Raw genomic sequence first — 14,997 nt, 5'->3', positions numbered from 1 at the left:
AATAGCGCGAAAGCCGGGCAAGACCTGTGCAAATCCGCACGCGAAATTGTGTGAAATTGCATAAGGGCAGGTATGGGCGCCCTATCCCAGCCGGGCGCTGGCAACTGGACAATTCCGCGCCCCTGTGACAAACGCGCGGCAACAGGAGACGCCCCCATGACAACCACCCGTTTCGCCCCGTCGCCCACCGGCTATATCCATGTCGGAAACCTGCGCACCGCGCTGATGAACTTCCTGATCGCCCGCAAGGCCGGCGGCACCTTCATCCTGCGCATCGACGACACCGACCAGGAACGCTCCAAGCAGGAATACATCGACGGAATCCAGCAGGATCTGGAATGGCTGGGGATCACCTGGGACCGGATCGAATACCAGTCCAGGCGCCTTGACCGCTATGCCGAGGCCGCCGATCGCTTGCGCGAGATGGGTCGCTTTTACGAGGCGTTCGAAACCCCGACCGAGCTGGACCTCAAGCGCAAGAAGCAGCTCAACATGGGCAAGCCGCCGGTCTATGACCGCGCCGCGCTGTCGCTGTCCGATGCCGAGAAGGAGGCGCTGCGCGCCGAACGCGGCAACGGGGTCTGGCGTTTCAAGCTGGATCACCAGCGGATCGAATGGACCGACGGCATCCTCGGCGATATCTCCATCGACGCCGCCAGCGTCAGCGACCCGGTGCTGATCCGGGGCGACGGGCAGGTGTTGTACACCATCGCCTCGGTGGTGGACGATACCGAGATGGGGGTGACCAACGTGGTGCGCGGATCGGACCACGTCACCAACACCGCCACCCAGATCCAGATCATCGAGGCGCTGGGTGGCGCCGTGCCCCATTTTGCCCATCACAGCCTGCTGACCGGCCCGCAGGGCGAAGCGCTGTCGAAACGACTGGGCGTGCTGTCGTTGCGCGATCTGCGCGACCAGGGGGTCCAGCCGATGGCGCTGCTGTCGCTGATGGCGCGGCTGGGCTCCTCCGACCCGGTGGAATTGCGCAGCGACATGGACGAGCTGATCGAGGGGTTCGACATCGCCCGCTTCGGCGCGGCGCCGACCAAGTTCGACGAGAACGACCTGTTCCCGCTGACCGCGCGGTATCTGCAATCGCTGCCGCTCTCGGCGGTGAAGGACAGTGTCGCGGCGGCGGGTGTGCCCGAGGATCTGGCCGAGCCGTTCTGGCATATGGCGCGGGAGAACATCACCACCCTGAACGACCTGGAAGAGTGGTGGACCCTGTGCCGCGACGGCGCCGAGCCGCTGATCGACGAGGCCGACAAGGATTTCATCGCCGAGGCGATGGAGATGCTGCCCGAACTGCCGTTCACCGAAACCACATGGTCGGAATGGACCGGGGCGGTGAAACAGGCCACCGGGCGCAAGGGCAAGGGGCTGTTCATGCCCCTGCGCAAGGCGCTGACCGGCCGGGAACGCGGCCCGGAAATGGCCACGCTGATGCCGCTGCTGCAAAAGGTTCGCGGGCGCGGGTGATCTGCCGAAGGGGGCCGGTCAGGCCCCCTCGACGATGCGCGCGCCGATCTTGCCCAGCCGGTCGTCGACAAAACCGGTTTCCTCGGCGCGCAATTGCTGGTGACGCGGATAGCGCGGTGCGGCCCGGTCGTTCAGGATCGGCGCATCCCAGCCGTCGGTGGTGGAAAAGAACCGCACGGCGCCCGCTTCTCCGAACTCGCGCAGATAGCCCTGAACCACCACGTCGAGATAGCTCAGCAGGATCGGATAGGCCCGGCTGGGCGGCTGGTGGCGATGCGCGGGCACGGCATAGACCGCGATCTCGATCTCGTGCTTGACGAAATGGGTCACGCTTTCAGTCGCGGGCACCCGGTCATAGGCCCATTCGCGTTCGTCCAGCTTGCCCCAGTCGCCGCCCGGCACATGGGCGATCATCCCCTCGATCTCGGTCCGCGGATCGGGAATCGCGGTCAGAAAGGCCACCTCGCGCAGGTCGGTATGCCGCCAGGCCCGCCGCCAGCCCTTCAGCCGTGCCGGGCGCGGATCGGAAAAATCATGGGTGGCGGCGTTTACAAGGCTTCCGTAGCCGAAGAAGTAGGGGTCTGCCATGTGCGGTCGTCCAGTTTGCCGAGTATTCCAATTGATGTATGTCAAACCGGTTTTTTCGAAAAGGTGCAATAACACCGGAACATTTCTGCAGAGGGGGCCACGATTGTGCGCATCACCAAACGGACCAACATCGCCATTCGGCTCTTGATGTATTGTGCCACCCATCAGGAGCGTCTGGTGACCAAGGCCGAAATCGCCGGGAGCTGCAACGTGTCGGAAAATCATCTGGCGCAGGTGATCAACCAACTCAGCCAACTCAACTACTTGCGGACCCAGCGCGGCCGTAACGGCGGCATGAGCTTGGCGCGCCCGGCCGAACAGATCCGCATCGGCGAGGTGTTCCGCCTGCTTGAGGGCGGTCTGCCGCTGGCCGAGTGTTTCGCCGATGCCGACAACACCTGTCCGCTGGTGTCGGCCTGCCGGTTGCGGCTGGCCCTGATCGACGCGGCGCAGGCCTTCTATGCCTCGCTGGACGAGGTCACGCTGGATGCGCTGATCTGCGACAACATCGACCTGATGAAGCTGTTGCAGCCGGTCACCTGCGGGCGGTAACCGCTCACTCCTGCGCGCGGAGCACGCGCGCCGGGCGCGCGGCCAGGGGGCGCCAGGCGAACAGCAGCCCGGCGGCCAGCGTGGTCAGAACCCCGCCCAGCACGATGGCCAACGCGGCTGGCCAGATCACCGTGAAATCGGTTTCCAGAACCTGTCGGGTCACTGCCCAGGATCCGGCGATGCCCGCCCCCAGCGCCACCAGACCGGCGGCGGCCCCCAGGAGCGCGCTGCGCAGGGCGAAGCTCAGCAGGATGCGGCGGCGTGACGCGCCCAGCGTCTTCAGCACCGCCGCCTCGTAGGTGCGCGCGCCGACGCCGGCCGCCGCCGCGCCGATCAGCACCAGGAACCCTGTGACCAGCGAAATCCCGGCCCCCCATGAGGTCGCGGCGGCAATGCCCGCCAGCACGCCCGACACCCGGTCGATGGCGTCGCGGACGCGAATCGCGGTGATGTTCGGAAACCGCCCGGCCAGATCGCGCAGGATCGCGGCCTCGGCCTGCGGTTCGGCGTAGACCGTGGCGATGAAGCTGTGCGGCGCGCCGGCCAGCGCGGCGGGGTTCATGGTGAGGATGAAGCCCATTCCGGCGGTCGAGAAATCGACCTCGCGAAAGCTGGTGACGGTCGCGGTGATGTCGCGGCCCAGCACGTTGACGGTCATCGTATCGCCCAGCGAAAGGCCGATCTCGGCGGCCTCCTCGGCGGCAAAGCTGATCTGCGGCGGGCCGGTGTACCCCTCGGGCCACCATGCCCCGTCGGTGATCCGCGTGGTCTGGCCGGGCCGGTCGGCATAGGTCACGCCCCGGTCGCCGCGCACAACCCAGTGATCGCCGGCCACCTCGCGCGCGGGCCGGTCGTTGATCCGGGTGATGACCCCGCGCAGCATCGGCGCGGTCTCAAGACGCGAGACGGCCGCATCGTTTTCCAGCCGCTCGCGGAAACCGGGCATCTGGTCCTTCTGGATGTCGACGAAGAAATAGGAGGGGGCGACCTCGGGGAGGTTGCCCGAGATCGCGTTGCGCAGGTTGCCGTCGATCTGCCCGACCGCCGAGAGTACCGACAGCCCCAGCCCCAGCGACAGCACCACCGATCCGGCGCCCTCCTGCCGCGAGGCGATGGCGGCCAGCGCCCAGCGCAGCGCCGGGTGGCCGTGCGCGACGTGCGCGCCCCTGCGGGCCAGGTGCCGCATCAGACGCGCCGCGAGGGTGAGAAGCGCCAGCGCCCCGGCGATGCCGCCGGCGGTCCAGAACGTCAGCCTCGGCGCGCCGTTGAACCAGGCGGCCAACCCGATCAGCAGCGCCAGCGCGGTGCCGATCACCAGCAGGTATCGCGGCGCGGGCAGCAGCCGCGCCGAGGAGAGCGCCTCGCGGAACAGCGTGGCGGCGCGCACCTCCTCGGTGCGGGCCAGCGGCCAGAGGGTGAAGATCAGCGCGGTGAGAAACCCGTAAAGCGCGGCCTCGCCCAGCGGGCGGGGGTAGAGGGTGAAGACCGCCGGCACCGGCAGTTGCGCCCCGATCAGCGGGCCGAGCAGCACTGGCACTCCGCCGCCCAACACCAGCCCCAGCGCGATGCCCAGCACCGACAGCGCGCCGATCTGGATGAAATAGGTCTGAAAGATGGTGGCCCGGTCCGCCCCCAGCGTGCGCAGCGTGGCGATCACCTGCGTCTTGTCCGCGAGGTAGGCGCGCACCGCCGCCGAGACGCCGACGCCCCCGACGGCAAGGCCCGAGAGCCCCACCAGCACCAGGAAGGCGCCCAGTCGCCGGACGAACTCGGCGACGCCCGGCGCGCCGTTGCGGGCATCGCGCCAGCGCAGGCCCGAGGCCTCGAACCGCGCCTTCGCCGCCGTCTCCAGCGCCGGCAGGTCCGCGCCCCCGGGCAGGTCGAGCCGGTACTTGGTCGAAAAGAGCGTGCCCGGCGCCAGCAGGCCCGAGGCGTCGAGCGCCGGGGTGGCGACGATCGTGCGCGGGCCGAGCGAGAATCCCGCCGCCGCGCCGTCAGGCTCGCGCTCCAGCGCCGCCATCAGAACGAACTCCTGCAGGCCGAGCTTGAAACGGTCGCCGGGCGCCATCCCCAGCCGGTCGATCAGCACCCGCTCCATCACCGCGCCCGGCACGCCGTCGCGCCCGGCCAGTGCGGCGTCCAGCGGCATCTCGGGCGTGAGCGTCACCGACCCGATCAGCGGATAGGCCCCGTCCACTGCCTTGACTTGGGTCAGCGCCCGGTCCGCCTGTCCGTCTTGCTCCACCACCGCCATGGAGCGGAAATCCACGATCTCGGAGGTGCGGGCGGCGGTCCCGGCTATCCAGGCCCGTTCCGCGTCGCTGGCGAACCGATAGGTGAACTCCATCTCGGCGTCGCCGCCCAGAAGTGCCGCGCCCTCGCGCGCCAGCCCCGCCTCGATCGCGGCGCGGACCGAGCCGACGGCGGCGATGGCAGCCACCCCCAGCGCGAGACAGGCGAGGAAAATGCGAAAGCCCCGTAGCCCCCCGCGCAGTTCTCGCCGGGCAAAGCGGGCCGCCAGCGACAGGCTCATTCCGCGGCGTCCCGCGCGGCATCCCCGTCGATCCGCCCGTCGCGCAACCGTACCACCCGGTCGCAGCGGGCGGCCAGGTCCGGCGCATGGGTGACCAGTACCAGCGTCGCGCCGTGACGGTCGCGCAGATCGAACAGCATGTCCATGATCGCGCGGCCGTTGGCCTCGTCGAGATTGCCGGTGGGCTCGTCGGCGAGAAGGATCTTTGGCCGTGGTGCTGCGGCGCGGGCCAGCGCCACGCGCTGTTGCTCACCGCCCGACAACTCCGACGGGTAATGCCCGGCGCGTTGGGCCAGCCCCACCGCCGCCAGTTCCGCCTGCGCCCGGTCAAAGGCGTCGCGATGCCCGGCCAGTTCCAGCGGCGTCGCCACGTTCTCAAGCGCGGTCATGGTCGGGATCAGGTGAAACGACTGGAACACCACCCCCATGTTGTCGCGGCGAAACCGCGCCAGCGCGTCCTCGTCCATCGCGGTCAGGTCCCGGCCCAGCGCGGTGACTGTTCCGCCGGTGGCCTGCTCCAGCCCGCCCATCAGCATCAGCAGCGAGGATTTGCCCGAGCCGGAGGGGCCGATCAGCCCCAGCGTCTCGCCCGGATGCACGTCAAGGGTGATGCCATGCAGGATATCGACCCGCCCGGCATTGCCATTCAGCGACAAAGAGGCATCTTTGAGCGAAAGCACGGGGTCGGTCATGGGCCATCCTGTCCTGGGTGTCATTAGGGATATGGAGCGTGGGGCGTCATGCGCAAGTTCTTCGTCGGATTGATCTTTTGTCTTTCAGCCCCCTGGGCCATGGCGGCGCCGGTGACCATCGCCGCGCTGGGCGACAGTCTGACGCAGGGGTACGGGCTGCCGGAGTGGGAAGGCTTTGTGCCGCAATTGCGGGGCTGGCTGGCGGACCACGGTGCCGATGTCCGGCTGATCAATGCGGGCGTTTCCGGCGACACGACGGCGGGGGGCGCCGCGCGGGTCGGCTGGACGCTGACGCCCGAGGTTGACGCGATGATCGTGGCGCTGGGCGGAAACGACCTGTTGCGCGGCATCGCCCCCGAGGTTGTGCGCGCGAACCTCGAGGTCATCCTGCAAGAGGCGCAGCAGGCGGATGTGGCGGTGCTGCTGATCGGCATGCAGGCGCCGGGCAACTACGGCCCGGACTACAAGGCCGCCTTCGACGCGGTCTATCCGGACCTGGCCGAGACCTATGGCGCGCTTTACGCCGAAAGCTTCTTTGCCGGGCTGGAGGGGCTGCGCGACGATCCCGGCGCACTGACCCGCTACATGCAGCCCGACGGCATCCACCCCAGCGCCGAGGGCGTGGAAAGGATCGTCGCGGCGCTGGGGCCGAGGGTGCTGGAGCTGGTGGCGCGCGCCGCGGAGAAGTGACGGCGGGAACCGCGCGGCGCAAACGAAAACCCCCTCCCGGCCTGCGCCGGAAGGGGGCTGAATTCCTGTCGCCGGCCCCGGGGGCCGACCGTCAGGCTCAGGCCAGGGCCAGGTTGATCGCCGATTCGCGGCCGTCACGGCCAGCTTCGATGTCGTAGGTCACTTTCTGGTTGTCGGCCAGGCCGGTCAGGCCCGAACGCTCAACGGCCGAGATGTGCACGAACACATCCTTGCCACCGGATTCCGGTGCGATAAAGCCGTAGCCTTTGGTGGTGTTGAACCATTTGACGGTGCCGTTTGCCATCGTCTTTTCTCCTGTTTTTGTCTGCCCGCGGGATGCGGCAGGTCGGCTCGGTCGTAGCAAGATCGAAGACTGAGCCTTGGAAGAGGAGCAGTAGTGTCGATAGCGTAACGTTGCGCAAACACCATTATGCTTGTTGAGATTCGGTTCAAGAAAAATCAGTTATTCCCATGCATCCAGCGCCAGAAGTTGCGCGTAGGACAGCCGTTCTGCGATCTCCCCGTCGTCGCCGGCGTGAAAATCCGGGTCCTGCGGCAGACAGCCCGGACCGCAGATCTCAACCGCCAGCATCGCCTTGCTGTCGATGTACCAAAGCCGCCCGCCGGGCGTTGCGACATAGCCAACGACCCCCTCGCGCCGGTCGCTGCGCATGTCGAGCGCGGTGGGAAACTCCGCCGGAATCGAGGGGTCGTAGGCGCCGTGGGTATGCAGCGAGGCGATCAGGCCGAACCCCTCGCCGGGCACCTTGGGGGTGCAGCCGTTGTGGTGGCCGCGCAGGATCTTGGTGAAACCCGGCGCGCCATTCCCCCGCCGCCCGAGATAGCCGCAATACTCGTAGCCCGCCGCAAAGGACAGATGCTGGATCGGGGCCAGCCGCTGTTTCAGCATCTCGATCTCCGCCGAAGACGGCGGGGAATAGGGCGGCAGCGGCTCCAGCACGATGGCGAGCACAACCAGGGCGGCGGTCAGGATCACCGCGGAGTCCGGGCGGTCACAGCACCGTCACCACGGTACCCACCGGCACCCGGAGGTAGAGGTCCGCAACATGCGAGTTCAGCATTCGGATGCAGCCGTTGGACCAGGATTGGCCGATGCTCTCGGGCTGGTTGGTGCCGTGGATGCGGAAATAGGTATCGACCCCGTTCTGGAACAGGTAGAGCGCCCGCGCCCCAAGCGGGTTTCCCGGCCCGCCGGGCTGGACATAGTCGTTGTTGGCAAAGCGCGCGAAGGTGCGCGGCGAGCGTTCGATCATCTCGTCGGTGGGGCGCCAGGTCGGCCACTCCTTCTTGACGTCGATGGTGGCGGTGCCCCGGAATTCCAGCCCGGCCTTGCCGACGCCGACGCCATAGCGGATCGCCTTGCGCTCCTCGGTCACCCAGTAAAGGTAGTAGGAACGCGGCAGGATCAGCATTTGCCCTGGAGCGAAGTCGCGCTTGATGCGGACATATTGCGGTGTGGGATCGAACCCGTTTGCCTGCGCCGGGGCAGCTTCGGGCCAGAGCATCGGAAGCGTGGCGGCGGTGGTCGCGGTGGTCAGAAAGGTGCGGCGTGTCAGCATGTTTCAATCACTCAAACAAAAAAGGGTTTCCCACCATTCTTCCGCAGTGGGCGGACAGGTCAATCGCTTTGCGCGGGTCTCACGCGGATGTAAGCGCGGTCAGAGCCGGATGCCCAGCCGTGCAGCGGCCATCGTGGTGATCAGGTAGAGCACGACGGTCAGCAGGCAACCCGCCGCCAGCGCCCACCAGAACCCCCAGCCGCGGTTGAGCAGCGCCGGGATCAGCAGGAACATCGGCAACGAGGGCAGGACGTACCAGAAGGTGGCCTGGGCGTGCGCGGCCATGTGCTGCGGGTCGGGCTTGTCGCGCCAGAGCCAGATCATGCCCAGAACCGAGATCAGCGGCAGCGAGGCGATCAGCGCTCCAAGCCCCGGCGCGCGCTTGGCCACCTCGGAGACGATCATGATAATTAACCCTGAAATCAGGGCTTTGGCGATCAGGTATCCCATGGGATGACTGTGCCGCAGGAGGTGCCGAGAGGCAACCCAAAGCCGCGCTCTTGTCACCGGAGGCGCGAAAACCCATATCGGTTCTTGAATGTGAATTTCGTCAAGGAGGCAAGGATGGCGGGCAAGAAACTGACCTGTCTGGAATGTGGTCAGGTGAACCGGGTGCCGGAGGAGAAGCTGGCGGCGGGGCCGAAATGCGGCACCTGCGGTGCGGCGCTGATCTCAAGCAAGGCGGTGGAGGTCGATGCGGCGACGCTGGCCAAGGCGGCAAGGAACGACGAGCTGCCTCTGGTGGTGGATTTCTGGGCCCCCTGGTGCGGCCCCTGCCGCATGATGGCACCTGAATTTTCCAAGGCTGCCAACAGCTTGGCGGGAAAGGTGCGGCTGGTGAAGCTGAACACCGAAGAGCACCAGGCCGCCGGCATGACATACGGCATTCGCGGCATTCCGACGATGGTGGAATTCACCGGCGGGCGCGAGGTGAAGCGGCAGTCGGGGGCGATGCGCGAGGACCAGATCGTAAATTGGATCGGCGCCTGATCGTCCTCGAACGGGGGAGTTTGACGCCCGTTCTGTACAATTCGGCCCCCTGCGCGACCCGCGTCCCCGGCCGGATTGGGGAGTTTGCGGGCGGTTTTGTACGATCGGACCCGCGTCCCGGTCGCGCAACGCGGGAAAGCGTTTAAATACGGTAAATCCGCCCCTCAGAACGAGACCGCCGCGACCAGTGCGGCGGGCGCGACCGGCACCATCCGGCCGTCCGCTCCCCGCCGCAGGAGTCCGCGCAGCGATTTGCCCGATCCGGGAATCCCGGCCTCGGCGGCGGCGCGGTCGGCCTCGGAGACCCGGTCGGTTTTGCATTCCCCCTGCACCGTCCAACGCTGGTAAGAGATCGGCCCGGCCACCGCGCCGGCTATCACCCGCGGGGCGACATCGTTTTCCCGAACTTTGCCGCTGGCGATCAGCGCCTTGATCGCCTCGGCGATGATTTGGGCGCTTTCAATGAATTCCATCTCCGCGATCCGGCGCTCTTCCTGCGTCGGGGTGCCGTCGGTCAGGCAGTGGCGGGCGACGAAGAGCCAGTCGTGGATCATGTAGGCGGGCGCGTAGCCCCAGGGCGCGAAGCCGCGAAAGAGCTGCCCGGCGCGCGGGATCGAGCCGCCGTCGGTATAGATCATCTCGGGCTGGATCACGCGCGGCGTGCCGGTGGCGCGGACCAGCCGCAGCGGATCGCGCGGATTGGGGACATAGACGAATCGCCCGTCGCCCGATGATCCGCCCTCACCCACCCACATGACGAAGAGCGAGCCCTTGAAGCGGCCCGCCGGGGTGGCGCCGTAATCGACCTGCCCGCAGGCGGCGAACAGCAGGCAGAGCAGGAACGCAAGGCGGGGCATGGCGATCTCCGGCGGGTGTCGGACAACTGTGCCGCAGATCGGGGGCCGGTGAAAGGGGGCGGTCAACCCCGCGCGCGGCCGGGATAGGCCAGCGAGGTCAGCGCCGCCAGCAGCGCGGCGGCCCCGGCGGCGGTGCCGATCCAGCCCAGGAACCAGAGCCGACCGGCCATCACGTTTTCGGCGTAGGAGGCCGCAAACTCGGCCTTGCCCCAGGTGGCGGCGGCAAAGGCCGCGGCGGCGATCAGCGCGAAGAGGATGATGCGCGGCCCGGCAGCGAGGCCGGACAGTGCTGCGAGCGCGGCCAGCAATAGCCCGGCAGGGGCGCCGAGCAGGATCACCTGCGCGGCCCACCACGGGTGGGCGCCAAGGCTTTCGGTCAGGCCGGTCTGGGCGGCGAGCGCCATCAGCAGGGCGGCGGGGATCAGGGCGGGGAGATGTCGCATGGGTCGGCTCCGTCTGTGGTTCAGTGGAGATAGGCGGTGCGGATGACGGGCGAAACCGGGCTCACGCAGGGGTGAGGGGATGTGTGGGGGGAGGCCGGGTCTTCGGCGGCCCCGCTTGGGCCATGTTTCCGGCGCGCCCCAAGCGAAAGAAGTCAATTGGCTTTCCAGTTCCGCAGAACTGGTCATGCGGTAGGTGCTACGCGGAAAGAAATCCGCTGACAGAATCCTTGATTGTCGAAGTGATAATGTTGCCGACGTTTCTGCCGATAAATTTCGTACGTCTTCTTAGGAACTTTTCTTCGGAAGGGTATACAAAGAACTCATATGAGCAAGAAATAGGCCCGGCCAATGGATCAAGTTTTCGGATGTCTATTGGGAAAGGGGAGTTGACGAGTAAGAGCTCCGGCGAGATTGGGAGGATTGTTGCGACTTTCGCTGGAGACCAAGAAACGCCGCCAATCGCACGTAGGCGATTATCCAAATAGTACACCATGCAGTCACCTAAAACGGATTTACGATTTGATAACCTAACCAGTTTAAAATTGTTCTTTCCAAATTTTTCAGCTAATGCGTCAGGTGCAGACGTTTTTCGTAGGGCTTTGAGGTGGGCGTTCCGGGAAAAATCCTCGGGACGATGCTGAACCATATCTATCATTGCAGAAAGCGCTGGAATCTCTCCGATATTGAAATACTCAAAAAACTTCTTTGGATTCTCGTGTAGCATATCGGCAACCCAAGAAAAATCTTCGCCGGGAGGGGTGTGTTTTCTAATGTCGTCATAGAGGAAGTTTGGGTTATCTCTAATTAGTGCTTCCAGAAGGGTGAAAATTGAGTGTTTTGAGTTAACTATACTCTTCATCTCTTCCCAAAATAGATCCATCGCCATTGCGATTTCCATTCTTAGAAGTTTGGATCTAACACTACAATGAGCCAAAAGATATGCGGCGATCTCGTGATCGTTTTTTTCGTCATAGTTGCCTTGGGTCAGGCGATTGTGGAATGGTGCGAACTCATGCTCTAACTTCGAGATCTCGATTTCCACTGAGTTCTCATCGGGTTTCGTATAAAAGTGCTTTTCACCGCCAATGCCCTTAATATTTGCTCCAAAAACACGATCTTTTTGGTAGGAGAACGCATAGCGTTCCCCTTTCTTGTTCTCATTCGAAAAGCCTCGCATTAAAAAGCGAGGAAGATGGTGTTGGTTCGTTGGTATTGGCGTGCTCAGCGTGAAAACTTCTTGTATTTCAGCCGCTTGGGTTCCAGCGCATCGGCCCCCAGTCGGCGTTTCTTGTCCTCCTCGTAGTCGGTGAAGCCGCCTTCGAACCATTCCACATGGGCGTCGCCCTCGAAGGCGAGCATATGGGTGCAGATCCGGTCGAGGAAGAAACGATCGTGCGAGATCACCACGGCGCAGCCGGCGAAATCGACCAGCGCGTCTTCGAGCGCGCGCAGGGTTTCCACGTCGAGGTCGTTGGTCGGTTCGTCGAGCAGCAGGACGTTGCCGCCCTCTTTCAGCAGCCGCGCCATGTGGACCCGGTTGCGTTCGCCGCCCGACAGCAGGCCGACCTTTTTCTGCTGGTCGCCGCCCTTGAAGTTGAAGGCCGAGCAATAGGCGCGGGAATTCATCTGGGCGTCGCCCAGTTCGATCACCTCGGCGCCGCCGGTGATCGCCTCCCACACGGTGTCCTCTGCCTTGAGGTCGTCGCGCGACTGGTCGACGTAGGACAGCTGCACCGTGTCGCCGTAGGTGACGGTGCCGGCGTCGGGCTCCAGCTGGCCGGTGAGCATGCGGAACAGGGTCGATTTACCCGCACCGTTGGGGCCGATCACGCCGACGATGCCGCCGGGCGGCAGCGAGAAGCTCAGATCCTCGATCAGCTGCTTGTCGCCCATGTGTTTCGACAGGTGCTCGACGTCGATCACCTTGGAGCCGAGTCGCTGGCCGTTGGGGATGACGATCTGGGCGCGGGCGATCTTTTCGCGCTCGGACTGACCGGCCATCTCGTTATAGGCTTGGATCCGGGCCTTGGATTTCGCCTGCCGCGCCTTGGCGCCCTGGCGCATCCAGTCCAGCTCGCGCTCCAGCGTCTTTTGCCGGGCCTTGTCCTCGCGCGCCTCGTGCTGCAGGCGCTTGGCCTTCTGTTCCAGCCAGGCAGAGTAGTTGCCCTCGTAGGGGATGCCGCGGCCGCGGTCGAGCTCGAGGATCCAGGAGGTGATGTCGTCGAGGAAGTAGCGGTCGTGGGTGACGATCAGGATGGTGCCCTTGTACTCGACCAGGTGCTGTTGCAGCCAGGCGATGGTTTCGGCGTCGAGGTGGTTGGTCGGCTCATCGAGCAGCAGCATGTCGGGCGCCTCGAGCAGCAGCTTGCACAGCGCCACCCGGCGGCGTTCGCCGCCCGAGAGGGTGGCGACATCGGCGTCGTCCGGCGGGCAGCGCAGCGCCTCCATCGAGACGTCGATCTGGCTGTCGAGATCCCACAGGTTCTGGCTGTCGATCTCGTCCTGCAGCTGGGCCATCTCGTCGGCGGTCTCGTCGGAGTAGTTCATCGCCAGGTCGTTGTAGCGGTCGAGGATGGCCTTTTTCCCGGCCACGCCCAGCATCACGTTGTCGCGCACCGAGAGGCTTTCATCAAGCTGCGGTTCCTGCGGCAGGTAGCCGACCTTGGCGCCCTCGGCGGCCCAGGCCTCGCCGGAGAAATCGGTGTCGATCCCGGCCATGATGCGCATCAGGGTGGATTTACCCGACCCGTTGACGCCGACGACGCCGATCTTCACCCCGGGCAGGAAGTTGAGATGGATGTTCTCGAAACACTTCTTGCCCCCGGGGTAGGTCTTGGACACCCCGCTCATGTGATAGACGTATTGATAGGCGGCCATGGGGGTACTCCGGTATTGGAATGGGAAGAGCGCGCGGTGCGCGGTTTGGCCCTAGATAGTGGTCCGGGGCGGCGCGGGCAAGCGCTGAGCGCAGGGGCTGTGCGGGCGGTTCTGCGCGGCGATCCGCGCGCGGGGGTTGAAGTCTGACAGATTTAATCGGAAATAAGGGCGAGGCGCAGGTTCGCGCCACAGGAGATATGCCCCATGCCCGCCGCCCCCGGTCCCGTCCTGCCCGATCTCAAACGTCCCGCCCGGGGCAAACCCGGGCCGCGTCTGGTCACGGTGGTGGCGAGCCGCCGGATCACGCCCAACATGATCCGGCTGACCCTGACCGGGCCGGAACTGGCCGACGTGCGCCCGAAGTGCGAGGGGGCCAACTGCAAGATTTTCCTGCCCGGGGCGGGGCAGGGGCGCGACGATTTCGCCCGCCAGCTCAAGGACGGGCCGCGCCCCGTCGTGCGGACCTACACGGTGCGGCACTGGCGGCCGGACGTGCAGGAGCTGGACGTGGATTTCGTCGATCACGGGCTGGAAGGCCCGGCGAGCGCCTTTGCCAACAGGGCGCGGCCGGGGGATTTCTGCGGCTTTGCCGGGCCCGGGCCAGTCAAGCTTTCGGAGTTTTACGCCGACTGGTACCTGGTCGCTGCCGACATGTCCGCGCTGCCGGTGGCGGCGGCGGCGCTGGAGGCAATGCCGCGCGATGCGCGCGGCGTGGCGGTGTTCGAGGTGACCTGTGCCGAAGACCGGCAGCAGATCGACGCGCCGGAGGGGATCGAACAGCATTGGCTGGTGCATCCGCACCCGCACCGCCCCTCGCCCGCGCAGGAGGGGATGATCCGCGCGCTGGACTGGCCGGAGGGCCGGGTGCAGACCTGTGTCGCGGGAGAGAGCGGGGTGATCAAGGCGCTGCGCGGGTATCTTCATCAGGAGCGCGGGCTGGCGCGCGGCGACGCCTATGTCTCGGGCTACTGGAAGATCGGGCTGGTCGAGGACCAGCACCAGCAGGAAAAACGCCGGGAGAGTGCCTGACCGGTTTGCTATGGACCCTTTGTCGCGCGGCACATAGGGTCGCGCGCCAGAGGAGACAGGGATGCGAACCGGATTTCCGCCCGCCGCGCGGGGCCAGTCTGTCGGGCTATTGGGCGGGTCGTTCGATCCGGCCCACGCGGGGCATGTGCACATCACCCACGAGGCGTTGCGGCGGTTCGGGCTGGACCGGCTGTGGTGGCTGGTCAGCCCCGGCAACCCGTTGAAGGCGCATGGGCCGGCCCCGATCGACGACCGGCTGGCGCGGGCGCGGGCGCTGATGCGGCACCCCCGGGTGACGGTCACGGATATCGAGGCGCGGCTGGGCACACGGGCCACCGCCGACACGCTGAGCGCCCTGCGGGCGGTCTATCCCGGGGTGCGCTTCGTCTGGCTGATGGGGGCGGACAACCTGGCGCAGCTGCACCGCTGGCAGAACTGGGAGACGATCATGCAGACGGTGCCGCTGGGGGTGCTGGCGCGGCCGGGCGACCGGATCTCGGCGCGGATGTCGCCGGCGGCGCGGATCTATCGCCGGGCCCGGCTGCCGGGGCAGGCGAGCCAGTTGCTGGGCCGGGCCGAGGCGCCGGCCTGGTGTTTCGTCAATGTTCCGATGCTGGATGTCAGTTCAACCGCGATCCGCGCCAGTGGCGGCTGGCGGGGGGATGAGCGCCAATTGTGACGAGG

17 protein-coding genes are annotated in these 14,997 nt (G+C 66.1%); 6 read left to right on the top strand and 11 right to left on the bottom strand.

The genetic code is table 11. From position 1 onward, the window contains the following. Positions 1-156: 156 nt before the first annotated feature. Complete coding sequence (gene gltX / locus P1U75_RS13265; RefSeq protein ID WP_300244173.1) at positions 157-1,482, top strand: glutamate--tRNA ligase; 1,326 nt, start codon at positions 157-159, stop codon at positions 1,480-1,482. 18 nt (positions 1,483-1,500) lie between these two features. On the opposite strand, the gene P1U75_RS13260 is transcribed toward gltX, so the two are convergent. After that, complete coding sequence (locus tag P1U75_RS13260; RefSeq protein WP_300244171.1) at positions 1,501-2,070, bottom strand: gamma-glutamylcyclotransferase family protein; 570 nt, start codon at positions 2,068-2,070, stop codon at positions 1,501-1,503. 105 nt (positions 2,071-2,175) lie between these two features. Here P1U75_RS13260 and P1U75_RS13255 point away from each other — a divergent pair, with 105 nt between their 5' ends. After that, positions 2,176-2,622, top strand: coding sequence for an Rrf2 family transcriptional regulator (locus P1U75_RS13255; protein WP_300244169.1), 447 nt, complete (start codon positions 2,176-2,178; stop codon positions 2,620-2,622). 4 nt (positions 2,623-2,626) lie between these two features. Here the strand turns inward: P1U75_RS13255 and P1U75_RS13250 are convergent, their stop codons facing one another. Then, on the bottom strand, positions 2,627-5,155 hold the full coding sequence (locus P1U75_RS13250) for an FtsX-like permease family protein (RefSeq protein ID WP_300244167.1): 2,529 nt from the start codon (positions 5,153-5,155) through the stop codon (positions 2,627-2,629). Beyond that, the gene (locus P1U75_RS13245; protein WP_300244165.1) at positions 5,152-5,847 is read right to left on the bottom strand and encodes an ATP-binding cassette domain-containing protein; all 696 of its coding nucleotides are present in this window, start codon (positions 5,845-5,847) and stop codon (positions 5,152-5,154) included. The genes P1U75_RS13250 and P1U75_RS13245 overlap by 4 nt, the downstream gene beginning before the upstream one ends. A gap of 48 nt (positions 5,848-5,895) precedes the next feature. On the opposite strand from P1U75_RS13245, the gene P1U75_RS13240 reads away from it, so the two are divergent. Continuing rightward, positions 5,896-6,537, top strand: a complete 642-nt coding sequence (locus P1U75_RS13240) for an arylesterase (RefSeq protein WP_300244164.1) — start codon at positions 5,896-5,898, stop codon at positions 6,535-6,537. A 97-nt stretch (positions 6,538-6,634) separates the two neighbouring features. On the opposite strand, the gene P1U75_RS13235 is transcribed toward P1U75_RS13240, so the two are convergent. The 4 genes from P1U75_RS13235 to P1U75_RS13220 all read right to left on the bottom strand — a co-directional run bounded on the left by P1U75_RS13235 (position 6,635) and on the right by P1U75_RS13220 (position 8,567). Continuing rightward, positions 6,635-6,841, bottom strand: coding sequence for a cold-shock protein (locus P1U75_RS13235; RefSeq protein WP_300244161.1), 207 nt, complete (start codon positions 6,839-6,841; stop codon positions 6,635-6,637). Positions 6,842-7,000: 159 nt separating this feature from the next. Continuing rightward, the gene (locus P1U75_RS13230) at positions 7,001-7,534 is read right to left on the bottom strand and encodes a DUF4329 domain-containing protein (RefSeq protein ID WP_300244159.1); all 534 of its coding nucleotides are present in this window, start codon (positions 7,532-7,534) and stop codon (positions 7,001-7,003) included. 16 nt (positions 7,535-7,550) lie between these two features. Further along, the gene (locus P1U75_RS13225) at positions 7,551-8,117 is read right to left on the bottom strand and encodes a L,D-transpeptidase (protein WP_300244157.1); all 567 of its coding nucleotides are present in this window, start codon (positions 8,115-8,117) and stop codon (positions 7,551-7,553) included. A 99-nt stretch (positions 8,118-8,216) separates the two neighbouring features. Continuing rightward, the gene (locus P1U75_RS13220; RefSeq protein ID WP_300244156.1) at positions 8,217-8,567 is read right to left on the bottom strand and encodes a DUF3147 family protein; all 351 of its coding nucleotides are present in this window, start codon (positions 8,565-8,567) and stop codon (positions 8,217-8,219) included. A 114-nt stretch (positions 8,568-8,681) separates the two neighbouring features. On the opposite strand from P1U75_RS13220, the gene trxC reads away from it, so the two are divergent. Continuing rightward, positions 8,682-9,107 carry a thioredoxin TrxC gene (trxC, locus tag P1U75_RS13215; protein ID WP_300244154.1) on the top strand — a complete coding sequence of 142 codons (426 nt, stop codon included), beginning with the start codon at positions 8,682-8,684 and terminating at the stop codon, positions 9,105-9,107. A gap of 164 nt (positions 9,108-9,271) precedes the next feature. Here the strand turns inward: trxC and P1U75_RS13210 are convergent, their stop codons facing one another. From P1U75_RS13210 to ettA, 4 genes are all read right to left on the bottom strand, one after another. Beyond that, positions 9,272-9,964, bottom strand: a complete 693-nt coding sequence (locus P1U75_RS13210; protein WP_300244152.1) for a hypothetical protein — start codon at positions 9,962-9,964, stop codon at positions 9,272-9,274. 62 nt (positions 9,965-10,026) lie between these two features. Further along, positions 10,027-10,407 carry a hypothetical protein gene (locus tag P1U75_RS13205; protein WP_300244150.1) on the bottom strand — a complete coding sequence of 127 codons (381 nt, stop codon included), beginning with the start codon at positions 10,405-10,407 and terminating at the stop codon, positions 10,027-10,029. 196 nt (positions 10,408-10,603) lie between these two features. Further along, positions 10,604-11,734, bottom strand: coding sequence for a DUF4238 domain-containing protein (locus P1U75_RS13200; RefSeq protein WP_300244148.1), 1,131 nt, complete (start codon positions 11,732-11,734; stop codon positions 10,604-10,606). Beyond that, positions 11,629-13,284, bottom strand: coding sequence for an energy-dependent translational throttle protein EttA (ettA, locus tag P1U75_RS13195; RefSeq protein WP_300244146.1), 1,656 nt, complete (start codon positions 13,282-13,284; stop codon positions 11,629-11,631). The genes P1U75_RS13200 and ettA overlap by 106 nt, the downstream gene beginning before the upstream one ends. 204 nt (positions 13,285-13,488) lie before the next feature. Between ettA and P1U75_RS13190 the strand changes: the two genes are divergently transcribed. After that, positions 13,489-14,313 carry a siderophore-interacting protein gene (locus P1U75_RS13190; protein WP_300244144.1) on the top strand — a complete coding sequence of 275 codons (825 nt, stop codon included), beginning with the start codon at positions 13,489-13,491 and terminating at the stop codon, positions 14,311-14,313. A gap of 61 nt (positions 14,314-14,374) precedes the next feature. Continuing rightward, positions 14,375-14,992: a nicotinate-nucleotide adenylyltransferase gene (locus P1U75_RS13185; protein ID WP_300244142.1), complete on the top strand. Its 618-nt coding sequence runs from the start codon at positions 14,375-14,377 to the stop codon at positions 14,990-14,992. Positions 14,993-14,997 lie beyond the last annotated feature (5 nt).

The organism is Antarcticimicrobium sp., from assembly GCF_029212575.1.
Taxonomy (GTDB): domain Bacteria; phylum Pseudomonadota; class Alphaproteobacteria; order Rhodobacterales; family Rhodobacteraceae; genus Antarcticimicrobium.
The sequence above is the reverse complement of the archived record's forward strand: the minus strand, read 5'-3'. Positions and strand labels throughout refer to the sequence as shown.